This window comes from Micromonospora sp. NPDC005206 (genome assembly GCF_040608175.1).
Classification (GTDB): domain Bacteria; phylum Actinomycetota; class Actinomycetes; order Mycobacteriales; family Micromonosporaceae; genus Micromonospora.
In genome coordinates, this window is the sequence record NZ_JBEXHU010000034.1 from 1 (window position 1) to 22,553 (window position 22,553).

Below are 22,553 nucleotides of genomic sequence, written 5' to 3' on the forward strand. Positions count from 1 at the left end.
GCCACCGCCACAGCCTGACCGCCGCAACGCCGCCAGACCGACAGGCCGGACGGCGTGTCAACCAACACCGTGAACGTTCGTGGTCACGGCACTAGCCATCACCTCTGGCGGGCGCCGCGGTTTGGCGCCCGCGTCGGCGGGAAGCGCGTGGACCTGCGACAACGAGGAGAGGAACTCTCATGACATCGACCCCACTGCCTGGCGGGACGTTCACCTTGGCGGAGGATTTGACGTTCACCCGGATGGGGTACGGCGCGATGCAGTTGGCCGGCCCGCACGTGTTCGGCCCGCCGGCCGACCGCGACGCTGCCGTGGCCGTGCTGCGCGAGGCCGTTCTCCTGGGTATCAACCACATCGACACCGCCGACTACTACGGCCCGTACGTCACCAACGAGATCATCAGGGAGGCTTTGCACCCGTACCCTGACGATCTACACATCGTGACGAAGGTCGGAGCGTTGCGGGACGCCGAGGGGAACTGGCCGCCGGCGCTGGCTCCCGAGCAACTGCGCCAGGCTGTGCACGACAACCTGGATCACCTCGGGCTAGACGCACTCGACGTGGTCAACCTGCGCGTCGGTGGGCTCGACCGACCCACTCCCGGCCCCATCGCCGAGCCGTTCACCGCGCTCGCGCAGCTGCAGCAGGACGGCCTGATCAAGCATCTCGGTCTCAGCACCGTCAACGCCGAGCAGATCGCCGAAGCACAGTCCATTGGGCCGATCGTATGCGTCCAGAACTTCTACAACATCGCCAACCGCAACGACGATGACCTGATCGACTCCCTCGCCGCACAGGGCATCGCCTACGTGCCCTACTTCCCGCTCGGCGGCTTCTCCCCACTGCAGTCCGAGGAAATCAACGCCGTCGCCAACCGCCTCGACACCACACCGATGGCCGTCGCGCTGGCGTGGCTGCTCCAGCGCTCCCCGAACCTCCTGCTCATCCCCGGCACCTCATCCGTCACGCACCTGCGTGAGAACGTCAACGCTGCTGGGCTGACCCTTCCCAAGGACGCGCTGACCGAACTGAACGCCATCGCGTCGTGAACACGACCACCGCGCAACCTCCGATCGGGTTCATCGGCCTCGGCGACCGGGGACCACCTGTGGCGACCGCCGTCGCCGAAGCGGAGTGCCCCCTGCACATGGAGCCCGCCGACCCGGCCCCCTTGACGCGGTCGGCGACGACGCGCATGTCCGGCAGGAACCCAGTCGCTGGGCTGACTGGTTGAGGATGCTGTGCCGTCCACCCGTCGACGTCATTCGCAGCGGTCCTCCGAGCCGCGCCCGTACGGCTGGCAACAGTCGGGCCGGTGCTGGTACACGCGCAGGTCCCGGCCGCGGGACCGCCCGATGTTCGAGGTGCGCTCGTACAGGCACGCACCCCACACCACGGACTCGCCGCCGCCGTCGACGACGTGCCCTTCGCCTGGCCCGCCGCGCAACAACACCTCCATCCGACTGACGTTTCACGCAGGACCGGCCGGCGCAGGACGACGGCAAAGGTCAGGACGCCCTGCGCACAGGTTCACCGATGCGACGTCACGAGGACCAGAGCGGACGGGCCCCATTCCTGCCTGTAGCTGCGGGGTGACGTAAGCGAGATGTTCATGTTTGACTATGCCTATGCAGGCGGGGGAGGCGCGGCTAGCAATCGACTGCGGCACCACCAGCACCGTCGCCGTCCTTGCCTGGCCCGACGGCAGCTGGTCGCCACTGTCCTTCGACGGCGCACCACACCTGTCCAGCGCCGTCTACCTCTCCCCGGACGGCGATGTGTGGACCGGGCAGCGGGCCTGGCAGGCCGCGGCGGACCAGCCGAAGCGGTTCATCCCGGCGCCGCGCCGTCCCATCGACGACCAGCTCACCGTCGACGGAGCCGTCGTTGACGCTCTCGAGCTGACGGCGGCAACCTTGCGCCGCGTCGCTGCCGAGGCCGAGCGGGTCGCCGGCGGCCCAGTGCAGGATGTGCGGTTGGTGGTGCCGGCGGGGTGGGGGCCGCGGCGGCGCACCTGGATGCGGCAGGCCGCCCACCGGGCCGGTCTTCCACAGCCACGCCTGGTGGAAGCGCCGGTGGCCGTCGCCGAGCACCTGGTGGCCACCGGCCTGCAATGGCCGGTGGGGTCGTTCATCGCCGTCTGCGATCTGGGTGCGGGCGCGGAGGCCACTGTCCTGCGCCGTGGCCCTGCCGGCTTCGAGGTCCTCGCGACCCTCGCCGACCCAGCCGCCGGCGGCACCGCCATCGACCAAGCTCTCGCCGCGTCCCTCACCGGCGACCCCATGCCCGAGGACGCCGGTGATGGCGCGCTGCGGTGGACGGTGGCCGCCAGCGTTCAAGCCGCGAAGGAAGCCCTGGCGCATCACCCGGCCGTGACCGTGCCGCTTCCCGACCGGCCACCCATCATCGTGAACAACACCATGCTCGAGCAGGCCGCCCACCCGGTCCTGCAGCGCGCTGCGCAGCTGACCAGCGAGGCGGTCACCGCAGCCGAGATCAGCACCGACGAACTCGCCGGCGTCTACTGCGTCGGCGGCGGCGCGCACCTGCCGCAACTGGAGAAGCTCATCGCCGACCAGACCGGCGTCGCTCCGACGGTGGTCACGCAGCCGGCGCTCGTTGCCGCCAGAGGCGCCGCGGACGCCGGCGCCGCCAACCCCAGCACGGCGAGCGCCGTGGAAGTGCCGGTGCCGCCGGTGCGGCGGGCCGTCGCCATCGCCGTGCCCGGCTTCGCGTCCCTGGCCCTGATCTGGCAGTGCCTCATGACCGCAGAGCAGCACAGCACGCTGAACGTGCACTACTGGGTGACCCTGAACTGGGGCGAGCTCACCATGGCCGCCGTGTTCGCCCTCCTGGCATGCCTCGGAGCGGGCATCATCCTCGGCTCCCTCGCCGCCGCCCACAGCCCCACCCCCGACACCCGGTCCGAAGGCGGAAAGATCAGCGTCGGCATCCTCGCCGCCGTCTCCCTCGGCCTCGCGATCGCGGGCCTCTACGCGGTGGTTGCCAGCCAGTACCTAGGCCAGCCGGTAGGCGCGTTCCTCAGATGGGCCCTTTGGCCGATCACCCCGACCGTGCTGATGGCCGCCGCCATGGCGGTCGTCGCCGCCCGGCAATGGCGCGCACCCCACGGTGGCTGGTCGGCGCTGCTGGCCGTGCCGACCGGCTCCGTCGTCACGGCCGCCGCCGGCATGGCGCTGATCCAGTATTCCCTGACGGCCGACCGGTGGCCTGACCTCATCCTGTGGATCGACATCGCCGGCCACGTCGGCGGCCTGCTCCTCGGCGTCGGGGTGGTCATGGCGCTCGTGACACCGCTGGTGTTCCGCCGGCGCTGTTGCGTTGGGGGACCGGCGGACATGTTGAACCTGTGTCGGGTCGGCGGTCAGATCGCTTGGGCGAGTTCGGTAACCGCAGCGGCGACCCGCAGAGCGGGCGGGGTGTCGACGGCGAGTTCGTAGTGTCCGCGTCGGAGGTTCTGCATGAAGGCGTGTCCGGCGATGATCACTTGTGCTGTCTGGTCCGTTCGTAGCCCGCGCATCGGTCTCAATCGGTGTTTGAGCTGGCTGTGATCAGCCTCGATCGGGTTGTTGGCGTACTGCTCGACGTGGTGCCACGCGGACGGGATCAGCTCGTCGAGGACGCCGGGGTAGACCGCGGCGGCGTCGGTGACCACCTCGGTGGGTGTCACCTTCAACGTCGACAGCGCCCGGCGGAAGAACCGCCGGGCCGCGCCGGCGTCCCGACGGGCCGAGACGAGCACGTCGATGACCTGCCCGTACTGGTCGACCGCCCGGTACACGTACCGCCAAACCCCGTTGACCTTGACGTACGTCTCATCAACGAACCACCTGTCGCCTGGCGAGTGCCGGCAGAAGCGGGCGGCGTCGGCCAACAGCGGCGTGAACCGCCGCACCCAGCGGTAGACCGTGACGTGATCGACCTCCACGCCGCGCTCGACCAGCAACTCCTCAACGTCGCGATAGGACAGGTTGAACCGCAGATACCACCGCACCGCGACCACGATCACCTCCGGCGGGAACCGGAACCCGGCGAACGCCGACTTCGGCGGCAGCCACGGGTCAGGCCGGGTCGATGACTTCACTGCTTAAGCCTGCCTCGCTCTTGCCAACGCTCAATGCAACAGTGCCGCCCGATGTGCCTGGAGGAACTCCTTCTCCTCGCCTGGCCAGGCGCAGGATCAGGTCCCGGAGGTCGTCGCTGATCGGTGGTCGTTCGGGCCGGTTCGGGTAGGTCCAGTGCCGGTGGACCAGCCGGCGGTGCCAGGCCAGCGGGGTGGCTGGGGTGACGATCCGATGCCTGCAGAGTTCCCGCGTCAGTGCCCGGACCAGCGCGGACAACACCGCCCGCTCCGGCCACGACAGGCGCGGCCGACCGACCGACCGACCTGACGGCGTAGCACCGCCACCTCGTGGCGCAGCACCAGCAACTCAGCGACCAGCGCGGACTCTGTGCGCGTGGCCAGCGGCAACCAGCCGAACATCCGCACCGCGCTCAGGTACAGCAGCCGAACCAACACGCCTGCCATCCTGCGTCATTGTCGCGAAACAGCAGCTCACACCCTGTGCGACGAGTTTTGGCACGGTACAGGTACTTGGCGGTGACCGCCGATGGCACGGAGGTCCGCCCGCGCAGGATCGGTGACCGGTGTGTGCTGGGCGTCAAGCGCGGCACCGGACTGGCCCGGACCGAAGTGGAGTGCCTCATCGGCGTGCAGGAGTTTGACGAACTCTGGCCGGCGACCGAGGGGGCCCGGCTCCTGAAAACCCGCTATAGCGTTCCGCTTTCGGGTGTCACGGCAAAGGTGGACGTGCACCGGGGTGCGCTGGCGGGCCTACGCACCGTCGAGGTGGAGTTCGATACGGAGACTCTCGCGCAGACGTTCACGGTTCCGGACTGGTTCGGAGACGAGATCACCGGCTCGCCGTCGTACAAGAATCAGAACCTCGCCGTACGAGGGCTTCCGCCCGCCATCGTGGCAAGTGCCGGTGCCCGTCGACCCGCCTGAGTGAGGGCGCGGCGGCGGCCCGGTAGGGAACCGGCGGCGTCCCCCCATTATGGGATCGGCCACTCGTGGACTGGCCGGTTGCTGTGCATCACGTCACGTAGTGCCGGACCACCTCGCGCAGCGCCTCCGGCCGGTCCAGATGTTCGGCGGAGTCGAGCCGGTGCAGCGTCTCCACCTGCTAGGCCGCGCCGTTGCGGCCGGTCAGGCAGCGCTGCTCTATGATGCCGAGCAGCCGGTCGCGCTCGCCCGGGTCGAGCCCCCACCGGTCCAGGCCGTGGTGCGCTGAACGACATCTGTGACCGAGTGGCCGGTCCGATTCGGCCAGGGCGCGGACCAGCCCGAAGTAAAAGGCGCCGTGGACGCCGCCACCGTCGGTCCCGACACCGACGTGCTGACCGCCCGTGATGGTCAGCTGAAGCTGGTCAACATTCCCGCCCGGGGCGTCCGGCCCATCACGCGGCCGCTGGCGGACCTCGGCTACTCCGGCGTGCCCAACTCGCTCCTCACGACGGGCGCGTTGAGCCGGTACGGCTGGCAGCCGGCGCGGGTCGGCTGGCTCCTGGAGGCCGACCACACCCTCACCGAGCAGGAGTTGGCGGCCGGCGTCGGCCTCACCATCGAGTCCCGCCGCGCACAAGCGTCCCTGCAGAACCTCCGGACGGGGGCGACGATCGCCGGCGCGCTGCTGGCCCTCGGCGTCCTGGCAACGACCGTCGGCCTGATCCGCGGCGAGGCGGCGGGCGACATGCGCACGCTCACCGCCGCCGCCGGCGCGTCGAGGCGGGTGCGTCGCACGTTGACCGCCACCACCGCCGGGGCGCTGGCCCTGCTCGGTGCCGTCCTCGGGTTGGCCGGCGCGTATCTGGCGCTGGTCAGCGTCCTGCACCGCGACCTGGCCGCCCTCGGCCCCGTGCCCGTCGCGCACCCAGCTGCCACAACCGTCGGGCTGCCGTTGCTCGCCACGGCCGCCGGTTGGCTGCTCGCCGGCCGTCAACCGCGGTCGTTCGCCTGGCGCGGCCTGGACTGAGAGCTCCCACCTGAAGGAATTTTTCATGCGGGGTGACTGGTAAGTAAGCCATTGACAACAGCTGTTGTCCGGGGTGAGGGTGTGCGTGCAGTGACCCTCGTCCCACCTGGAGGTTCCATGCACCTCACCGCCGCGCTGCGCGGACGTGTGCTGCTGGCCGCTGCCGCCGCGGCAGCCACCGCCCTGCTCACCACCGGACCGGTCGCCGCCGATCCACTCCCTGCGGGGACCACCACACCCGTTGACCGCCAGCAGCAGTTCGCCGCTGCCGCCGCCGAGTACGGCGTGCCGGAGAGCGTCCTGCTCGCCGTGTCGTACCTGGAGTCCCGCTGGGACACCCATCCCGGGCAGCCGAGCATCAGCGGCGGCTACGGGCCGATGCACCTGACCGACGCCGCGCAGGTCGCGTCGACCCCCGCCAGCGCCCACGTCGACGAGGACGAGGATCCCCGGGGCGACGAGTACCGTCCGCTGGTCGTCGACACCGCCGCGGCGGCCGAGCCGACCGGCGACGTCCTGCCGCAGGCGTCCCTCCAGACCCTCGACGCCGCCGCCGCGCTCACCGGCGTACCCGAGGAGACGCTGCGCACCGACGCCGCCGCCAACATCCGCGGTGGGGCGGCGCTGCTGGCGTCGCACCAGAAGGACCTTGGCGCGCCGGACGGCGCCGGCAGCGACCCGGCGGCCTGGTACGGCGCGGTGGCCCGGTATTCCGGCGCGGACACCGAGGACGCCGCGGCGGCCTTCGCCGACGAGGTGTACGACCAGATCGGCCAGGGCGCCAGCCGGACCACCGACGACGGCCAGCGGGTGACCCTCGCCGCCTCGGCGGTGACGCCGGACGAGTCCGGGCTGCACCGGCTCGGGCTGCGCCGCGCCGAGCGGCCGGACGGCCTGGAGTGCCCGGTCCGCCTCGCCTGCGAGTGGATCCCCGCGCCGTACGAGAAGTACGGCCCGAACCCGGGCGACTACGGCAACCATGATCTGGGCGACCGGCCGGCCCAACAGAAGATCGAGTACATCGTCATCCACGACACCGAGGGCTACTTCGGCCCGAGCGTGAAGCTGGTGCAGACGAAGACCTACCTCGGCTGGCACTACACGCTGCGGTCGGTGGACGGCTACGTCGCCCAGCACATCAAGGCCAAGAACGTCGGCTGGCACGCCGGCAACTGGTACGTCAACGCCAAGTCCATCGGCATCGAGCACGAGGGCTTCGCGGGCCACGGCACCTGGTACACCGAGGCGATGTACCGGACCTCGGCCAAGCTGGTCCGGCACCTCGCGCTGCGGTTTCAGATTCCGCTGGACCGGCAGCACATCCTCGGCCACGACAACGTCCCCGGCATCACCGCCGGGAACGTCGCCGGCATGCACTGGGACCCGGGCCCGTACTGGGACTGGTCGCACTACTTCGAGCTGATGAAGGCGCCGTTCCACTCGACCGGCACGCCGCACACCGGCCTGGTCACCATCGACCCGGACTACGCCACCAACCAGCCGGCCTTCATCGGCTGCAACCAGCAGCCGCCGGGCGTGCCGAAGCCGACCCCGCCCGCCGTGCCCTGCCCGCTGCGCGGCTCCTCCTCGGTCATCCTGCGCACCGCGCCCAGCCCGGACGCCCCGTTGGTCAACGACCGTGGCCTGCGGCCGAACGGCACGCCGGACACCATGTACATCTCCGACCACGGCGCCCGGGCCTCGGCCGGCCAGACGTACGCCCTCGCGGACGTCCAGGGCGACTGGACCGCCATCTGGTACCTCGGGCAGAAGGCGTGGTTCCACAACCCGTCGTCGGCGCCGACGGCGAAGTGGGCGGCGGGCTTCGTGGTGACACCCAAACCGGGCCGGGCCACCATCCCGGTGTACGGGCGGGCCTACCCCGAGCAGGCCGCCTACCCGTCCACCATCCCGTACCAGCCGATCTCGCCGTTGCAGTACACCTTCTCCGCGGGCCAGCGGTACGCGCTCGGCGGGGTGCTGCCGGGCGAGTACTACCGCGCGGTCACCTTCGACGGCTCGGCGCTGGGCGACCGGACGGTGGTCCGGGGCGAGAACCGGTACGTGCAGATCCAGTTCGGCCACCGGGTGATGTACGCGAACCTGGACGACGTCCTCGTCCTGCCCGCCGCGGCGGGCGCGCCACAGTAGCCACCCCGTGGCACGTCGAACCCCCCGGCTCACCCACCGGGGGTTCGACGTCACGCGAACGTGATATCCGGGGGCGTCGGGCACGCAGCGCGCGTCCTGGAGCCAATTGACGTCAACGTGCCGGGATCGCGGGGGATCTACACCATTTCCGGCTCTCCCGGCATGAGTGAATCTGGGCTCACCCGGCCGGGATGTCGCAGCCGGCGCTGCTCTCGCTGCTGCGAACCGGGAGACGGTCGGGGAGCCTGATCCCGCCACTGACCGGTGACGTCGGCGCGCAGAAGACGATCAACCATGAGCATGGCCTCCCGCTCCGTCTCAAACTCCCACCGCAGCACCTTCCCCGTCTCAGCACCTTCCCCGTCTCAGCACCTTCCCCGTCTCGGCGTCCCAGCGGCGGATCCACCGCGTTGGCCGTCGAGGCCGCCCTGGTCAACCGGCCGAGCGGGTCGGCCGAGCGGGCCGTCGGCGACGCGCTCATCTACGTGAACAGCCCCTACCGCAGTGGGAACTGACCGCCGCCGCAGATTGCCCGCTCCGCAGCATCAGGCGTGCGGAGCGGGCAGCTCCTGCTCAGGCGCCGAAGTCCAGGAGGATCTTGCCGACCTTGCCCTTACCCTCAAGCCGCTCGAAGGCCGACTTCACCTGCTCCACCGGGAAGATCTGGTCGATGACCGGCCGGACGCGTCCGCTCGCGAGCCCCGGCAGCACCTCCCGCTCGAAGGCGCGGACGGCTTGCGCCTTCTGCTCGATGGGCCGGGCGCGCAGGACTGTGCCCAGGACGCGCAGCCGCTTCTGCATGAGCCGCAGCAGTGGTATCTGAGTCTCGCTGCCGGCACCGACGCCGACGACGATGATCCGTCCGCGTACGGCGACCGCGTCGAGGTTCGCCGGGAAGTGCGGGGCGCCGACCAGCTCCAGGATGACGTCGGCACCTCGACCGCCGGTGAGCTCGGCGACTTCGGCCGCGAAGTTGGCGTCGTGGACGACCTCCGCGCCGAGCGCCTTCACCGCCTGGTGCGACGATTCGCTGCGTACGACGCCGATGACCCGCGCGCCGGCCGCGAGCCCGATCTGCACGGCCGCGCTCCCGACGCCACCGGCGGCGCCGTGCACGAGGAGCGTCTCGCCCATCTGGAGCCCGGCCTGCGACCGGATCGCGTCGTGCGCGGTCATGTACGCCTCCGGCACGGCCGCGGCGTCGGAGTCGGACAGCGAGTCCGGCACGCGGGCCAGGTGCCGCTCGTTGACGATCACCCGGTCGGCAAGGCCGCCGCCACCCACGAGCCCGAACACCCGGTCGCCGGGCCTCCACGTGGTGACCGCGTCACCGATGGCCTCGACGACGCCCGACACCTCGAGCCCCGGGATGTCCGCCGGGCTGCCCGGAGGGGCCGGGTAGATGCCGGTGCGCTGCTGCGCGTCGGCCGGGTTCATTCCGGCATAGCGGACGCGGACCCGAACGTCGTTGCCGGTCGGGATCGGGTCGGGCCGCTCGACGAGGTCGATGACCTCGTTGCCACCCGCCCCGGTGAAGACAACCGCCCTCATGACTGATCAACCTTTCCGTTCACGCGTTCAGGAAGCGCAGGGCGACCTGCGCGATGCCGTCGGCATCCAGCTCGTAGTGCCGGTAGAGGTGCGTCGGCGGTCCGATCAGGCTGTATTCGTCCTTGATGCCGTGCCGGTGCAGCTTGGTGGCCACGCCCTCCTCGGTGAGCACCTCCGCGACGGCGCCGCCCAGCCCGCCGAGCACGTTGTGCTCCTCCACCGTCATGAGCCGGCCGGCCCCCCGTCCTGCGGCCAGCACGGCGTCCCGGTCCAGCGGCTTCACGGTGTGCATGTCGAGCACGCCCACCGAGACCCCCTGCCCGCGGAGCAGCTCGGCCGCCGCCAGCGTCGGGTGCACCGACGAACCGGTGGCGATGAGCATGAGGTCGCTGCCCTCGCCGTGCGCGATGGCGCGTCCGAGCTGGAAGTCGACACCATCCTCGTAGATGATCGGGTCGCGGCCACGGCTGGCGCGGAAGTAGATCGGTCCGGGGTGGTTCACCGTGGCGCGGATCGCCGCGTGGAACTGGGCCGGGTCCGACGGAGCGATCACCGTCATGTTGGCCATGCTGCGCATGATGGCCAGGTCCTCGGTGGCGTGGTGCGAGGTGCCGTAGAAGCCGAGGCTGATGCCGGCGTGGTGGCCGATGAGCCGGACCGGCTGGTTGCAGTACGCCAGGTCGGTGCGGATCTGCTCGCAGCACAGCAGCGCCAGGAACGACGCGAACGTCGCGGTGTAGGGCAGCAGGCCCGTCGTCGCCAGCCCGGCCGACGCCGACACCATGTTCTGCTCGGAGATGCCGAACTGCAGGAACCGCTCCGGGTGCTTCTCCTGGAAGCGGACCAAGCCGTTGGAGTACTTGAGGTCGGCGGTGGCGACCGCGATGTTGTGTCCCTCGTCAGTCAGCTCGATGAGAGCCTGCGAGATGGCGGCGAACCCGGGGGCCTGGTCCAGCAGCATGAGCAGGTGCCAGGAGTCGGCGTGCAGCTCGGGCTCAGTGGTGGTCACGCGTTGCTCCTCAGGTGCGCGAGGGCGGCTTTCTCGTCGGAGGGGTGCAGGTAGCCGAGGTGCCAGCCGAACTGGGTCTCCATGTAGGGGATGCCCTTGCCCTTGACGGTGTGGGCCACGATGACGGTTGGCTTGCCGCCGTCGCTGGCGGCGGTCGCCTCGCGCAGGGCCTGCAGCACCTGCGGTACGTCGTGGCCGTCGATGTCGATCGTGTTCCAGCCAAAGGCCTGCCACTTGTCGAGCACCGGCTCGATGCCGATGACGTCGTCGACCTTGCCGTCGAGGCTGTACTCGTTGCGGTCGACGATCGCGATCAGGTTGCCGGTGCGGTGGTGGGCCGCGGACAGTGCCGCCTCCCACACCTGGCCTTCGTGCTGCTCGCCGTCGCCGAGCAGGACGAACACGTTGTAGTCGATGTTGTTGAGCCGGCCGCCGAGGGCCATCCCGAGACCGGCGGAGAGCGCGTGGCCGAGCGAGCCGGAGCTGAAGTCGATGCCCGGCACCTTGCGCATGTCCGGGTGGTCGCCGAGCGGGTTGCCGAGGCGGGTGTACTCGTCGAGCACCGACTTGTCGAAGAAGCCGTAGTCCGCGAGGAAGGGGTAGAGCGCGATCGCCGCGTGGCCCTTGCCGAAGAGAAAGCGGTCGCGTTCCTTCCACTGCGGCTCGCCCGGCTTGAGCCGCATGATGTCGCCGTAGTAGAGCGCCGCGAGGATCTCGGCGCACGAGAAGGCCGAGGCGTAGTGCCCGGTCTTCGCGATGCCGGTCAGGCGCACCGTTTCCTCGCGGGCGAAGAGCGCCTTCTCCTTGATGCGGGCGATCAGCTCGCCGTCGTCGGCTGCTGCACTCACTGGTCCTCCTCCACGAATTCCGGAACCTGTCCCTCGACCGGGGGAGGCGACAGGGAGCACACGATCTCGAGCGTCTCCGAACCGTCGTTGACCTGTCCGTGCACGCGGTTCGCCGCGATGTAGACGGACAGCCCGGGCTCGAGCCGGATGGGCTCGTGGTTCTCGAGATACATCAGGCCGGTGCCGCGTACGACGTAATAGGCCTCTTCATAGTCGTGCCGGTGGCGGCGGACCTCTTGGCCGGGCTGCATGACGCACAGCGAAACGCCGACCCCGACGGAGCCCACGGTCTTCGGATGCACCAGTCGGTAGACCGGCGCACCGAGCGCGAGGAACTCTCGTCCCTGATCACGACGTACGACGGGGGTTGTTCCGTCAGACAAAGCATTTCTCCTATCTGGAGTAGCCGAGCGAGCGGGAGACCTCCGCGGCCGCCTCTCGCACCATCGACTCGTGTCGCTGTCGGTTGTCACCGAGCAGCACGGGAGACACGCCGGCCAGTGACAGCGCGGCGCAGACCTTGCCGGTGTGGTTGAAGACGGGTGCGGCGATCGACGCGATGCCGGGGGTCACGTCCTCGTCGCTAATGACGACTCCCGCGTTCACGTCCGCCACGAGGGACTGCCGCACCAGCTCGGGGGTGTTCAGGGTCTTGCCTGTGTAGGTGGTAAGCGGCGAACGGAACAGGTACTCGTCCCAGAGGGATTCGCCCCCGAAAGCGAGGAGGGCACGAGGCGCCCCGCCGACGTGCAACGGCAGCCGGCCGCCGAGCCTGAGCTCGAGAATCTGTACGCGCGCGCCGTCGATGCGCTCGATGCACACCGCCTCGAGCCCTTGGCGTACGCACAGGAAAACCGTTTCGCCGGTCTGCTCGTGCAGCCTCTCCATGACGGGAAGCGCGGCCTGACGCTCGTCGAACCGCCGAGCAACCGCCGCGCCCAGCCGGAACACCTTGAGCCCGAGCCGGTATTGCCCCCGCCGCCCACCTGGCTCCACCCACCCGAGTTCCTGCATGCTCTCGAGGAGGCGGTACACGCTCGTACGAGGCTCGTCCAACGCCTCGATGAGCCCGGCGATCGGCATCTCGCCCTGGTCGGCGAGCAGTTCAAGCACCCGGTCGGCCTTGCTGAGCACATTCACCGGCGGCATGACGTCTCCCGTTGTCCCGCGTAGCGGTCAGGATGACCGTAGGCCGGGACTATATCGGAGCAGGGCGGCTGCTGTGAAGACCACAGTGCATATCTGTTTCCGATGTGTCGTAGCCGAACAATTGCAGGTCGTAGGGGTGCGCCCGCCGCATCCGGGCACAAGTATCGGGATCGCGGGTCGGTGCCGGAGGGGCGACGGCAAGAAACTCTGTACCGCCCTATGGACAACCAGTCCGTGCGGTGGAACAGTAGCGCCCACCAAGTCGATGTGTGACAGGAGATACACATGGCTGAGATGCCGATGAACGCGCAAGGTCTGACCCGCCGCGGTCTGCTGCGCCGTGGAGGGCTCCTCGCCGCCCTCGCCGTGTCCGCGCCGACCCTCCTGGCCGCCTGCGGCGACGGTGGGGAGTCCGCAGCGGTGCCCAGGGTGGGTGACAAGGTCGGTGGGGCGCTGAACTTCCTGTCCTGGGAGGGCTACGACCTCGCCGGATCACAGAAGATGAAGGCGTGGCAGGGCGCGAAGAGCGTCAAGGTCAACCCCACCTACATCTCGACGAGCGACGACATCCTCGCGAAGATCAAGTCCGGCTCCAGCGTCGGCTACGACCTCATCACCTATTACCAGGCGTACGGACCCCTGTACTCCAAGAAGCCGCTGGAGATCATCGAGCCGCTCGACCTGGCGCACATCCCGAACGCCGCGAAGCTCTTCCCGTTCTTCCGCGAGGGTGACGCCGCGGCGAAGTTCTGGAACATCGACGGCAACCAGGTGGGCATCCCGATGTTCTGGAGCGCCACCACGCTTGACTATCGCACCGACCGCATGGCGAAGCCCGAGTCGTGGCTCGACCTGCTGAAGCCCGAGTTCAAGGGCAAGATCGGATGGGTCCCGGACGCGACGGCCGCGTTCACCCTCGGCGGCCGGATCCTCGGGTTCGACGTCCCCAACTACACCCAGGACCAGTTCAAGCAGATCGTCGAACTGCTCCGCCGGTTCCGCGGGCAGATCAAGGGCTTCGCGCCCTCCTTCGGTGACCTCACCAACCAGCTGGTCAGCGGTGAGGTGATCGCCTCCTTCGCCGGCTGGTCGACGGTCGGGCTGTGGGCCGGGGACAAGGGCGCCAAGGTGGAAAGCATCATCCCGAAGGAGGGCACCTACACCTCCTGTGACGCGTGGGCGGTGCCCAAGACGACGCAAAACCGCGACACCGCGTACGCCTGGGTCAACCAGGCCCTCTCGCCCGAGGTGCAGGCGGAGGCGGCGGTGGCGCTCGGCACGGCCGTGACCTCGCCGGAGGCGGTCAAGTTGCTGCCTGCCAAACAGCAGAAGCTCTACCCGTACGACAACCTCGACGGGTTCTTCACCAAGGCCCCGGTCTTCGGCTTCCCAGACAAGGGGCGGTCGGGGATCGTGCAGCACGAGGAGTGGCTCAGCGAGTGGTCGAACATCCAGGGAGGCGTGTGATGGTTGCGGCCGTCGTACCGCCTCAGGCGGACGTCGCCGCGGCACAGCCACCCGCACCGGCTCGTCGGCGCGGTTGGCTGCTGACCCTGCCGGCCGTTGTCGTCCTGGGCTTCCTCCTGGTGGCTCCCTTCCTGGTGTTCACCGTCTACGCCTTCCTGCAGGGCGGCTTCTACGAGGTGACGGGCACCGTCACATTGTCGAACTTCGCCTCGGCTGTGGGTTCGGAGTTGACCCGCCGGCTCACGCTGAATGCGCTCGGAATCGGGTTCGTCACCGCGACCCTGACCCTGGCGATCGGGGTGCCGCTCGCGTACGCGATTCGGTACCGCGCCGGGCGCATGGAGTACCCGCTGCTGGCGCTCGTCGTGTTCTCGATGTTCACCAGCTACCTCGTCCGCATCTACGCCTGGCGGGTGATTCTCGGCAAGGACGGGCTGCTCACGCAGGTCCTCGGACCGATCGGTCTGGCCCCGCAGGACGGATCGCTGCTGTTCTCGAAGCCGGCCGTCGTCATCGCGCTGGTACATATCTTCGTGCCGTACGTCGCTCTCGTCGCCTATGCCGCGTTCCGCAACATCCCAGGCGACTTCTTCGATCTCGCCGCCGACCTCGGCGCCGGCCGGATGCAGCGGTGGCGCCGCGTCGTCCTGCCGCTGGTCGCGCCGGCGGCGGCCTCCGGCTTCCTCTACACCTTCGTGTTGGCCGCCAGCGACTACGTCACCCCGCAGTTTCTCGGAGGAACGGACGGGAACATGGTTGGGCTGCAGATTTCGCAGCAGTTCACGCAGTTCGGTAACTATCCGCTCGGCGCGGCGACCTCGATCATCGTGCTGCTGCTGTTCATGCTCGCCTACGCCGTCGTCACCGTGTTCCTCCGCGTGCTGGGCCTGAACTCCGTGGTTATCAAGGGGTGAGCGGCATGAGTCTTCTGCGGAGCAGGCGACGGTCGCCGGGTCTCTACCTGGCCGTCGTCCTAGCCTTCCTGTACCTGCCGATCGCGGTCGTCGTGCTTTTCTCGTTCAACTCCAGCAGCACCCTGAACCTCCCAATCAAGGGCTTCTCGCTGCGCTGGTACGAGGCGGTGCTGACCGACCCGACCTACACGTCGGCCCTGCGAAACAGTCTGATCGTGGCGGTCGTCTGCGCGATCACCACCACCGTTCTGGGCACGCTGGCGGCGTTCGGGCTTACCCACGTGAGTCCCCGGGTGCGCCCGTGGCTCGCGGTGCTGTTCTTCGCGCCCATCACGCTTCCCGGGCTCTTTCTCGGGTTGTCGCTGCTGGCGTGGTTCGCCAAGCTCGACATCGAGCTCTCACTATGGACCGTGGCCGCCGCGCACGTGGTCTACACGTTCCCGTATTTCCTGCTCGTCGCTCAGTCCGTCCTGGACCGGATCGACCCGCAGTACGACGAGCTGGCGGCCGATCTGGGAGCGTCGTCGCTGCTGAGGTTCACGAGGGTCACACTGCCGATGACGTGGCCGGTGCTCGTCGCCGGCGGCATGCTCTCCTTCGTCCTGAGCTTCGACGAATTCTTCATCACCTTCTTCGTCATCGGGCCGCAGAGCACGGTGCCCCTCGTCATCTACTCAGCGATGCGTCGTGCGATCGATCCGTCGATCAATGCGTTCGCGACCCTCCTCCTGCTCGTCACTTTCCTGTCCGGCGTCGTGATCGCCGTGCTGGCACGGACGGGCAGGGCTGCTCGAAAGGGAGTCAAGGCCTCGTGAATACCGTTCTCAGCCTGACGGGCATCAGCAAGAGCTTCGGTAAGGTGCCGATCCTGCATGGCGTGGACCTCGACGTCCAAGAGGGTGAGATCCTGTCGCTGCTAGGTCCGAGCGGGTGCGGCAAGACCACCATGCTGCGCATCATCGGCGGGTTCGAACGGCCGGACCGCGGCCGGGTGGTCCTGGCCGGCAAGGACATCACCGACGCGCCGCCGCATCGCCGCCCGATCAACATCGTCTTCCAGCGCTACCTGCTCTTTCCCCATCTGTCGGTCTTCGACAACGTCGCCTTCGGGCTGCGGATCGACAAGGTCGGCAAGCAGGACATCGAGCGACGCGTGCGGGAGGCGCTGGAGCTGGTCGGGCTGGAGGATCTCGCCGACCGGCGGGCGACGCAGCTCAGCGGCGGCCAGTCGCAGCGGATCAGCCTGGCCCGGGCGCTGGTGAAGCGCCCGAAGGTGCTGCTGCTCGACGAGCCGCTCTCGGCCTTGGACCAGAAGGTCCGGATCACCATGCAGGCTGAGCTGCGGCGCATCCACCGGGAGACGGGCACCACGTTTGTCTACGTCACGCACGACCAGCAGGAGGCCATGTCGCTCTCGAACAGGGTCGTGGTGATGAACGCGGGCCGCATCGAGCAGATTGGCACGCCCGCCGAGGTCTACCACCGCTCGGCCACCAAGTTCGTCTCCGGTTTCGTCGGTGACGCGAACCTGATGGCCGTCGAGGCCCTCGACAGCGCGGGGGACGGCAGCGAGGTGAAGGTCGTCGAGACCGGGCAGCGCCTGCGGCTGCGGCAGAAGCTGCCGCAGCGCAACACCACCCTGGTGGTACGTCCGGAGCTGCTTCGGCTGTCGGCGACCGCCGACGAAGGACTCTCCGGCACCATCTCGGACATCGCGTTTCTCGGATCCTGCGTGCAGTTCCACGTCGACCTGGGCGGCATGACCCTGCGGGTGCAGGAGCCGGCGGCCGGCTCGCCCCTGGGCTACGGCGTCGGCGACACCGTGGGGGTCCTTCTGCCCGATCACCCCGTCCACGTTCTCACCGACTGACCACACCCCGGCGAGCAGAGGAGGAGTCACCACATGATCGTCTACATCGAATTCATTTCCCGCCGTCCCGGCATCTCCATTGAGCACTTCCACGCGATCGCAGGCGCCGGGCAGACGGGGTGGGCTAAGCAGTACGGCGACGACGAGCTGGTGGTGAACCTGGGACGGACCTGGCGTATCGGTCCGGAGCCGGAGTACCTCGCCGTGTGGCTGAACCGCAAGGCGGGTCTTGAGCTGCTGGGGGAGTGGGAGCGGGCCTTCGGGTCCGGCGAGGCCGACGCGTTCGAGAAGCCCATGGAGGTGGTCGGCCGGCTGGACCGCGCGGGCTTCTACCGGCCGCTGCGGGAGCCGGTCGCCGGCCGGGTCGGTCCCTACTACGCCGAGTACCTCGATTTCGCCCCCGGCGCCACGCCCGACGAGGTCGCCGCCTTCTTCGACAAGCGCGCGGGCGAGCACCCGGCATTGAAGCTCCATGTCGTTGCCGACCGCATCGGCCACCTCGGCCCGGACCCGCGGTGCATCGCGGTGTGGGGCCTGCCGGACTACGCACACCTGGATGAGATCGGCAGCGAACTGCAGGACGTGACGGCGCCCGTCGTGCTCCGTACCGCTGGCGTTTACGCAAACCTCGGCGAAGAGATCCTCTAGCCCCGACGCTCGCGAGGCGGACATCATGCGATTCGAAGGCAAGAACGCGCTGGTCACCGGTGCCAGCAACGGCATCGGCGCGGCCATCGCCGAGCGGCTGTCGGCCGAAGGCGCATCCCTGTGCCTGCTCGCCGCGCCACAGGATGAGGCCCACCTGAAGGAGGTGGCGGAGAAGCTGCGCGCCGAGTCGGGGGCGAAGGTCGTGACGGTGACCGGCGACATCGGTGACGCCGACACCGCGGAGCGCGCCCTGGCGGCGGCGTGCGACGCGTTCGGCGGGGTCGACCTGCTGGCGAGCAACGCCGGGATCGGCATCTGGGAGAACATCCTTGAGACGCCGATCGAGGAGTTCGACCGGGTGATGCGCGTGAATACCCGCGGCCAGTACGCGATCACGAGCGCCGTCGCCCGGCACATGAGCCGGCGCGGGCGTGGGGCCATGGTCATGACCGCGTCGACCGCCTCGCTCTTCGGCGAGGAGGGGCAGATCATCTACAACACCTCGAAGGGCGCCGTCATGGCGCTGGCCCGGTCGCTCGCCGTCGACCTGGCGCGGTACGGCATCCGGGTCAACGCCCTCGCGCCGGGCTGGGTCCGCACCCGGGCGACGGTGGCCGAGGTGGACGACGTCGCGATCTGGAGCAAGCACCGGACTCGCATTCCGCTCGACCGCCCGGGCGAGCCGGCGGAGATGGCGGCGGTGGCCTGCTTCCTGCTCAGCGACGACGCCTCGTACATGACCGGCTCGGTCGTGATGTGCGACGGCGGGCTCACCGCTGGCTACCGGGCGAGCGACTGGGAGGCGGTCGAGCGCCCGCTGGAGCCGCGCACCCCCGGACTGTCCGACAGCTGACCACGGGTGACACCCGGTCGCGCACCCGGCCCTCGATGGCTGACGTGGTGACCGGTTGAGAGCGACACGGAGGACGAAGTGAATCGGTCGGCCATCGAACAGGGCAGGTTCCTCAGCCCCTCAACGGAAGACGAACGAGCGGTCGTCGAGGCGGTCGAGAAGGAGCTCCTGATCGCCGGGCGGTGGCGGCCGGCGACGGATGGGCACCAGTTGCCGGTGCACGACCCGTCGACCGGTGAGGTTCTGTGCCACGTGGCGGATGCGGTGCCGGCCGATGCGGTGGCCGCGCTTGACGCGGCCGCCGCGGCCCAGCTGGGTTGGGCCAAGTGCCCGCCCCGGGAGCGTTCGGACATCCTCCGGCGCGCATTCGAGCAGCTCATCGCCCGCGCTGACGAGTTGGCCCTGCTGATGACCCTCGAGATGGGTAAGCCGCTCGCGGAGTCGAAGGCGGAAATCGTCTACGCGGCGGAGTTCCTGCGCTGGTTCTCCGAGGAGGCCGTACGGATCGACGGGCGCTACGCCGTCGCGCCGAACGGGCAGGGCCGGCTGATGGTGATGAAGCAGCCCGTCGGGCCGTGCCTGCTGATCACCCCGTGGAACTTCCCGATGGCCATGGGTACGCGCAAGATCGGACCGGCGATCGCCGCCGGGTGCACCATGGTCGTCAAGCCGGCCCGGGAAACGCCGCTCTCCATGCTGGCACTGGCCAAGATCCTGTCCGACGGCGGTCTGCCCGACGGTGTCCTCAATGTGATCACCTCCTCCACCGCGGGTGAGGTGACCGCACCGCTCATCGCCGATCCGCGCCTCCGCAAGATGTCGTTCACCGGGTCGACGGAGGTCGGTCGCACCCTCATCGCTCAGTCGGCCCATCAGGTGCTACGCGTGTCGATGGAACTCGGCGGCAACGCGCCGTTCATCGTCTTCGACGACGCCGACCTGGACGCGGCGGTCGAGGGAGCGATGATCGCGAAGATGCGGAACATCGGGGAGGCCTGCACGGCGGCCAACCGGTTCCTCGTCGCAGAGTCAATCGCGGCCGACTTCGCCGAACGCCTGGCCGTACGGATGCGCGCGTTGAAGGTCGGGCGCGGCACCGAACCCGGCGTCCAGGTAGGGCCGCTGATCACCGCGAAGGCGCGGGACAGTATGCGGGCGTTCGTCGATGACGCGGGTCAGCGAGGCGGTCGGGTGCTCGCCGGGGGCGACGCTCTCGACGGGGGTGGCTACTACTATCAGCCCACCGTCATCGCTGACGTGGACCCAGGGGCCCGGGTGTTCAGGGAAGAGATCTTCGGTCCCATCGCACCCATCGCATCCTTCTCGAGCGAGCAGGAGGCGCTGGCGATCGCGAACTCCACGGAGTACGGTCTCGCCGCCTACGTGTACACCTCCGACATGCGGCGTTGCTTCCGCGTGGTTGAGGCGCTGGAGTTCGGCATGGTCGGCCTCAATCAGGGCATCGTGTCCAACCCCGCAGCCCCGTTCGGCGGAATGAAGCAGTCCGGGGTCGGACGTGAGGGTGGCCGCGAGGGCATCGAGGAGTACCTGGAGACGAAGTACGTCGCCGCGAACGTGTAGCGGTCGGAGGCGCTGCGGCGGCCGCTTGCCAGCCCGCCAGGGCACCTGCCTTGCCCGACCGGACACCTCGCGCCGCAGCCCGCCAGTGGCGGTCCGACCGGACGGCGATGCGGCCGGAGGGTTCCGATGCCCCTATGTTCTGTCAAGCGGTTCGTGAGGTCGGATCTACGGGATCGAGCTGGCGGAGCAGGTGGTAGATCTCGCGGGCGATGTAGCGCTTGAGGCATCGCATGGCTTCGCGGCGTGTGAGGCCTTGGCTGCTGCGTCGGTCGAGATAGTCGCGGGTGCGTTGGTCACCGCGTGATCGGGTCAGGGCGATGCGGTAGAGGGCGGCGTTGGCGCGGCGGTCACCGCCGCGGTTGAGTCGGCGCCGGCGGGTCTTGCCCGAGGACGCCTCGATCGGGTTGACGCCGCATAGCGCGGCGAAGGACGCCTGGCTGTGCATCCGGTCGGGGTTGTCACCTGCGGTGACCAGCAGCGCGGAGGCGCTGTCCGGGCCGATCCCGTGACGTTGCAGCAGCTGTGGTGCGTTCGAGTTCAGCACGGCGGTGATCTGGCGCTGGAATTCGCGTTCCTCGGCGGTGAGTGCCTGGATGCGCTGGGCCAGGCGGCGCAGGGTGTAGACGGTGGCGGTGGCCACGTCGGTCGGGGCGGTGTCGGGCAGGGCGGCGCAGTGGCGGATCAACGCTGTGTCGGACAGGCCGGTCAAGGTGTCGCGTAGCGTCGTTGCGGCGGTGACGATTACGGCCTTGAGCTGGTTGACCGCCTGGGTGCGGGACTTCACCGCGGAGGCTCTGGCCAGGCGGAACATGCGCAGCATCTCCACCGACCCGTCGGCGGTCTTTGCGGTGGCGGTGGCCCGGCCGGAGAGCACCGCCAGGGCGGCGGCCATCGCGTCGATGGTGTCGGTCTTGCCGTGGCGGCGGCGCGCCGCGCGGTCGGGGCGGTTGACCTCGATCACGGTCAGACGCTGGTTGCGCAGGTAGCGGGCCAGGCCCGCGCCGAAGGAGCCGGTTCCCTCGACACCGGCGCGTCGGAGGTCGCCGAAACCACGTGCCCAGGCCAGCAGGTCGCGGTAGCCGGCGGCGGTGGTCGGGAAGCTGGCAGAGGCAACCTGGACGCCGAGCGGAGTGGTCACTGCGGCGACGTGGGCGTCCTTGTGGGTGTCGACGCCGAGGATGACCTCCTCGCCGGTCGGGTCGGGCTGACTGTCCGGGGCGGGGTTTGGCATGCTGGACATGGACCGTTTGTCTCCTGGTGGCTCGGGACGGCGGATGGCCATCGCCGGGCCGGCAGGGCGGTCAGAACTGTGATGGTGCCCTTGTTGCAGCAAGGCCCCTATCGGGACACGCTCTACCGGTCCGGTGACAGCAGGCCCTCCCGCGAGCCACAGTCGACAGATCGGAGCGAAGGCATCGACTGGGCCGGTTGCGTTGCGGGTCAGACCGCGGCCCGCGGGAGCACGGCTCCTACGATCTCAGAACCGCAGCCTCACACTCACAGTTGCGTTGAGTGTTGGCATGATCGAGGCAGGCTTGAGCAGTGAAGTCATTGACTCGCTCTCGCCCGTGGCTGCCTCCGACGTCGGCGTTCGCCGGGTTCCGGTTCCCGCCGGAGGTGATCGTCGTCGCGGTGCGCTGGTATCTGCGCTTCAACCTGTCCTACCGGGACGTGGAGGAGCTGCTGGTCGAGCGCGGCGTGGAGGTCGATCACGTCACCGTGTTCCGGTGGGTCCAGCGGTTCACCCCGCTGCTGGCTGACGCCGCCCGATTCTGCCGCCACTCACCGGGCGACCGGTGGCACGTTGATGAGACGTACGTCAAGGTGAAACGGGGTGTGGCGGTACGTGTACCGGGCGGTCGACCAGTAGGGGCAGGTCATCGACGTGCTGGTCTCGACCCGCCGCGACGCCGCCGCGGCCCGGCGGTTCTTCCGACGCGCGATGTCCACGCTGAAGGTGACGCCCAATGAGGTGGTCACGGATGCCGCGCTGGTCTACCCCGGCGTGCTGGATGAGCTGATCCCGCAGGCACGGCACCACGTCGAGCAACACGCGAACAACCCGATAGAAGCCGATCACGGCCGGCTGACTCGAAAATCGGTGAGTGAGTGGGCAGGCGGCAGCGCCCGGCGTAGCGCAGCGGAGCCGGGCATTGGGTTTGGCGTTCTCATGCGGCGGCGGGTAGCTCCGGTCGGGGTTGAAGATCGACCTTCTGGCCGGTCAGCCGTTCAAGCTGGCGGATCAGGTCGCGTTGGCGACGCTGCGTGTTGATCCTGGATTCGTGGTAGCCGGAGCCGAGGTCGTGGTAGCGGGCGTCGGGGTCGGACAGTAGGTGCCAGATGATGGTCAGTACCGAGTTGCCGACCGCGACGATCGCGCGTTTCTTACCTCGTCGGCGTGTCAGGCGGCGGTAGCGTTCGCCGAGGAAGGTGTTGGTGCGGGCGATTGCGGCGAC

21 protein-coding genes and 2 pseudogenes are annotated in these 22,553 nt (G+C 69.2%); 13 read left to right on the plus strand and 10 right to left on the minus strand.

Annotated elements, in window-relative coordinates; translation table 11 throughout:
- Positions 1 to 179: 179 nt before the first annotated feature.
- Entirely contained in the window at positions 180 to 1,049 is an 870-nt protein-coding gene (locus tag ABZU69_RS33855; RefSeq protein WP_354968345.1) for an aldo/keto reductase family oxidoreductase, read from the plus strand.
- Between the two features lie 212 nt (positions 1,050 to 1,261).
- Here ABZU69_RS33855 and ABZU69_RS33860 read toward each other — a convergent pair whose 3' ends face one another.
- Positions 1,262 to 1,459, minus strand: coding sequence for a hypothetical protein (locus tag ABZU69_RS33860; protein WP_354968346.1), 198 nt, complete (start codon positions 1,457 to 1,459; stop codon positions 1,262 to 1,264).
- Positions 1,460 to 1,622: 163 nt separating this feature from the next.
- On the opposite strand from ABZU69_RS33860, the gene ABZU69_RS33865 reads away from it, so the two are divergent.
- Positions 1,623 to 3,461: an Hsp70 family protein gene (locus ABZU69_RS33865; protein WP_354968347.1), complete on the plus strand. Its 1,839-nt coding sequence runs from the start codon at positions 1,623 to 1,625 to the stop codon at positions 3,459 to 3,461.
- Here the strand turns inward: ABZU69_RS33865 and ABZU69_RS33870 are convergent.
- Both ABZU69_RS33870 and ABZU69_RS33875 read right to left on the minus strand, forming a co-directional pair.
- Complete coding sequence (locus ABZU69_RS33870; RefSeq protein ID WP_354968380.1) at positions 3,386 to 4,075, minus strand: IS6 family transposase; 690 nt, start codon at positions 4,073 to 4,075, stop codon at positions 3,386 to 3,388. The two genes, ABZU69_RS33865 and ABZU69_RS33870, sit on opposite strands and share 76 nt — an antisense overlap.
- Positions 4,076 to 4,336: 261 nt before the next feature.
- The gene (locus ABZU69_RS33875) at positions 4,337 to 4,540 is read right to left on the minus strand and encodes a hypothetical protein (protein WP_354968348.1); all 204 of its coding nucleotides are present in this window, start codon (positions 4,538 to 4,540) and stop codon (positions 4,337 to 4,339) included.
- 75 nt (positions 4,541 to 4,615) lie between these two features.
- On the opposite strand from ABZU69_RS33875, the gene ABZU69_RS33880 reads away from it, so the two are divergent.
- Positions 4,616 to 5,029 carry a hypothetical protein gene (locus tag ABZU69_RS33880; RefSeq protein WP_354968349.1) on the plus strand — a complete coding sequence of 138 codons (414 nt, stop codon included), beginning with the start codon at positions 4,616 to 4,618 and terminating at the stop codon, positions 5,027 to 5,029.
- A 47-nt stretch (positions 5,030 to 5,076) separates the two neighbouring features.
- Here the strand turns inward: ABZU69_RS33880 and ABZU69_RS33885 are convergent.
- Positions 5,077 to 5,387: pseudogene (locus ABZU69_RS33885) on the minus strand (glutamate--cysteine ligase); the annotation flags it as partial.
- Between ABZU69_RS33885 and ABZU69_RS33890 the strand changes: the two are divergent.
- Both ABZU69_RS33890 and ABZU69_RS33895 read left to right on the plus strand, forming a co-directional pair.
- Complete coding sequence (locus ABZU69_RS33890) at positions 5,325 to 6,056, plus strand: hypothetical protein (protein ID WP_354968385.1); 732 nt, start codon at positions 5,325 to 5,327, stop codon at positions 6,054 to 6,056. The pseudogene ABZU69_RS33885 and the gene ABZU69_RS33890 sit on opposite strands and share 63 nt — an antisense overlap.
- 117 nt (positions 6,057 to 6,173) lie before the next feature.
- Positions 6,174 to 8,207, plus strand: a complete 2,034-nt coding sequence (locus ABZU69_RS33895; protein WP_354968350.1) for a peptidoglycan recognition family protein — start codon at positions 6,174 to 6,176, stop codon at positions 8,205 to 8,207.
- 573 nt (positions 8,208 to 8,780) lie between these two features.
- Here the strand turns inward: ABZU69_RS33895 and ABZU69_RS33900 are convergent.
- The 5 genes from ABZU69_RS33900 to ABZU69_RS33920 are packed head-to-tail and all read right to left on the minus strand — an operon-like array spanning position 8,781 to position 12,764.
- Positions 8,781 to 9,758, minus strand: coding sequence for an NAD(P)H-quinone oxidoreductase (locus ABZU69_RS33900; RefSeq protein ID WP_354968351.1), 978 nt, complete (start codon positions 9,756 to 9,758; stop codon positions 8,781 to 8,783).
- Between the two features lie 19 nt (positions 9,759 to 9,777).
- Positions 9,778 to 10,767: a transketolase C-terminal domain-containing protein gene (locus ABZU69_RS33905; RefSeq protein WP_354968352.1), complete on the minus strand. Its 990-nt coding sequence runs from the start codon at positions 10,765 to 10,767 to the stop codon at positions 9,778 to 9,780.
- Positions 10,764 to 11,615, minus strand: coding sequence for a transketolase (locus ABZU69_RS33910; protein ID WP_354968353.1), 852 nt, complete (start codon positions 11,613 to 11,615; stop codon positions 10,764 to 10,766). The genes ABZU69_RS33905 and ABZU69_RS33910 overlap by 4 nt, the downstream gene beginning before the upstream one ends.
- Positions 11,612 to 11,998, minus strand: a complete 387-nt coding sequence (locus tag ABZU69_RS33915) for a cupin domain-containing protein (protein ID WP_354968354.1) — start codon at positions 11,996 to 11,998, stop codon at positions 11,612 to 11,614. Before ABZU69_RS33915 ends, ABZU69_RS33910 begins: the two co-directional genes overlap by 4 nt.
- Positions 11,999 to 12,008: 10 nt before the next feature.
- Entirely contained in the window at positions 12,009 to 12,764 is a 756-nt protein-coding gene (locus ABZU69_RS33920) for an IclR family transcriptional regulator (protein WP_354968355.1), read from the minus strand.
- Between the two features lie 285 nt (positions 12,765 to 13,049).
- Here ABZU69_RS33920 and ABZU69_RS33925 point away from each other — a divergent pair, with 285 nt between their 5' ends.
- From ABZU69_RS33925 to ABZU69_RS33955, 7 genes are all read left to right on the plus strand, one after another.
- On the plus strand, positions 13,050 to 14,231 hold the full coding sequence (locus ABZU69_RS33925) for an extracellular solute-binding protein (protein ID WP_354968356.1): 1,182 nt from the start codon (positions 13,050 to 13,052) through the stop codon (positions 14,229 to 14,231).
- Positions 14,231 to 15,145 (plus strand): ABC transporter permease, encoded by a 915-nt coding sequence (locus ABZU69_RS33930; RefSeq protein WP_354968357.1) that lies wholly within the window; start codon positions 14,231 to 14,233, stop codon positions 15,143 to 15,145. Before ABZU69_RS33925 ends, ABZU69_RS33930 begins: the two co-directional genes overlap by 1 nt.
- A 5-nt stretch (positions 15,146 to 15,150) precedes the next feature.
- Positions 15,151 to 15,960: an ABC transporter permease gene (locus ABZU69_RS33935; protein WP_354968381.1), complete on the plus strand. Its 810-nt coding sequence runs from the start codon at positions 15,151 to 15,153 to the stop codon at positions 15,958 to 15,960.
- Complete coding sequence (locus ABZU69_RS33940) at positions 15,957 to 17,015, plus strand: ABC transporter ATP-binding protein (protein WP_354968358.1); 1,059 nt, start codon at positions 15,957 to 15,959, stop codon at positions 17,013 to 17,015. The genes ABZU69_RS33935 and ABZU69_RS33940 overlap by 4 nt, the downstream gene beginning before the upstream one ends.
- 33 nt (positions 17,016 to 17,048) lie before the next feature.
- Positions 17,049 to 17,663, plus strand: coding sequence for a hypothetical protein (locus ABZU69_RS33945; RefSeq protein WP_354968359.1), 615 nt, complete (start codon positions 17,049 to 17,051; stop codon positions 17,661 to 17,663).
- A 25-nt stretch (positions 17,664 to 17,688) separates the two neighbouring features.
- The gene (locus ABZU69_RS33950; protein WP_354968360.1) at positions 17,689 to 18,516 is read left to right on the plus strand and encodes a glucose 1-dehydrogenase; all 828 of its coding nucleotides are present in this window, start codon (positions 17,689 to 17,691) and stop codon (positions 18,514 to 18,516) included.
- Between the two features lie 78 nt (positions 18,517 to 18,594).
- Positions 18,595 to 20,097, plus strand: a complete 1,503-nt coding sequence (locus ABZU69_RS33955; protein WP_354968361.1) for an NAD-dependent succinate-semialdehyde dehydrogenase — start codon at positions 18,595 to 18,597, stop codon at positions 20,095 to 20,097.
- Between the two features lie 142 nt (positions 20,098 to 20,239).
- On the opposite strand, the gene ABZU69_RS33960 is transcribed toward ABZU69_RS33955, so the two are convergent.
- Positions 20,240 to 21,328 (minus strand): IS110 family transposase, encoded by a 1,089-nt coding sequence (locus ABZU69_RS33960; RefSeq protein ID WP_354968382.1) that lies wholly within the window; start codon positions 21,326 to 21,328, stop codon positions 20,240 to 20,242.
- A 341-nt stretch (positions 21,329 to 21,669) separates the two neighbouring features.
- Between ABZU69_RS33960 and ABZU69_RS33965 the strand changes: the two are divergent.
- A pseudogene (locus ABZU69_RS33965) lies at positions 21,670 to 22,186 on the plus strand (IS6 family transposase); the annotation flags it as partial.
- Between the last annotated feature and the right edge of the window lie 367 nt (positions 22,187 to 22,553).

Excerpts from the sequence above, each read along its gene's own strand:
- ABZU69_RS33855 (WP_354968345.1), top strand. The coding sequence starts at position 180 with ATGACATCGACCCCACTGCCTGGCGGGACGTTCACCTTGGCGGAGGAT.
- ABZU69_RS33860 (WP_354968346.1), bottom strand. The coding sequence starts at position 1,459 with ATGGAGGTGTTGTTGCGCGGCGGGCCAGGCGAAGGGCACGTCGTCGAC.
- ABZU69_RS33865 (WP_354968347.1), top strand. The coding sequence starts at position 1,623 with ATGCCTATGCAGGCGGGGGAGGCGCGGCTAGCAATCGACTGCGGCACC.
- ABZU69_RS33895 (WP_354968350.1), top strand. The coding sequence starts at position 6,174 with ATGCACCTCACCGCCGCGCTGCGCGGACGTGTGCTGCTGGCCGCTGCC.
- ABZU69_RS33900 (WP_354968351.1), bottom strand. The coding sequence starts at position 9,758 with ATGAGGGCGGTTGTCTTCACCGGGGCGGGTGGCAACGAGGTCATCGAC.
- ABZU69_RS33920 (WP_354968355.1), bottom strand. The coding sequence starts at position 12,764 with ATGCCGCCGGTGAATGTGCTCAGCAAGGCCGACCGGGTGCTTGAACTG.
- ABZU69_RS33925 (WP_354968356.1), top strand. The coding sequence starts at position 13,050 with ATGGCTGAGATGCCGATGAACGCGCAAGGTCTGACCCGCCGCGGTCTG.
- ABZU69_RS33930 (WP_354968357.1), top strand. The coding sequence starts at position 14,231 with ATGGTTGCGGCCGTCGTACCGCCTCAGGCGGACGTCGCCGCGGCACAG.
- ABZU69_RS33935 (WP_354968381.1), top strand. The coding sequence starts at position 15,151 with ATGAGTCTTCTGCGGAGCAGGCGACGGTCGCCGGGTCTCTACCTGGCC.
- ABZU69_RS33945 (WP_354968359.1), top strand. The coding sequence starts at position 17,049 with ATGATCGTCTACATCGAATTCATTTCCCGCCGTCCCGGCATCTCCATT.
- ABZU69_RS33950 (WP_354968360.1), top strand. The coding sequence starts at position 17,689 with ATGCGATTCGAAGGCAAGAACGCGCTGGTCACCGGTGCCAGCAACGGC.
- ABZU69_RS33960 (WP_354968382.1), bottom strand. The coding sequence starts at position 21,328 with ATGCCAAACCCCGCCCCGGACAGTCAGCCCGACCCGACCGGCGAGGAG.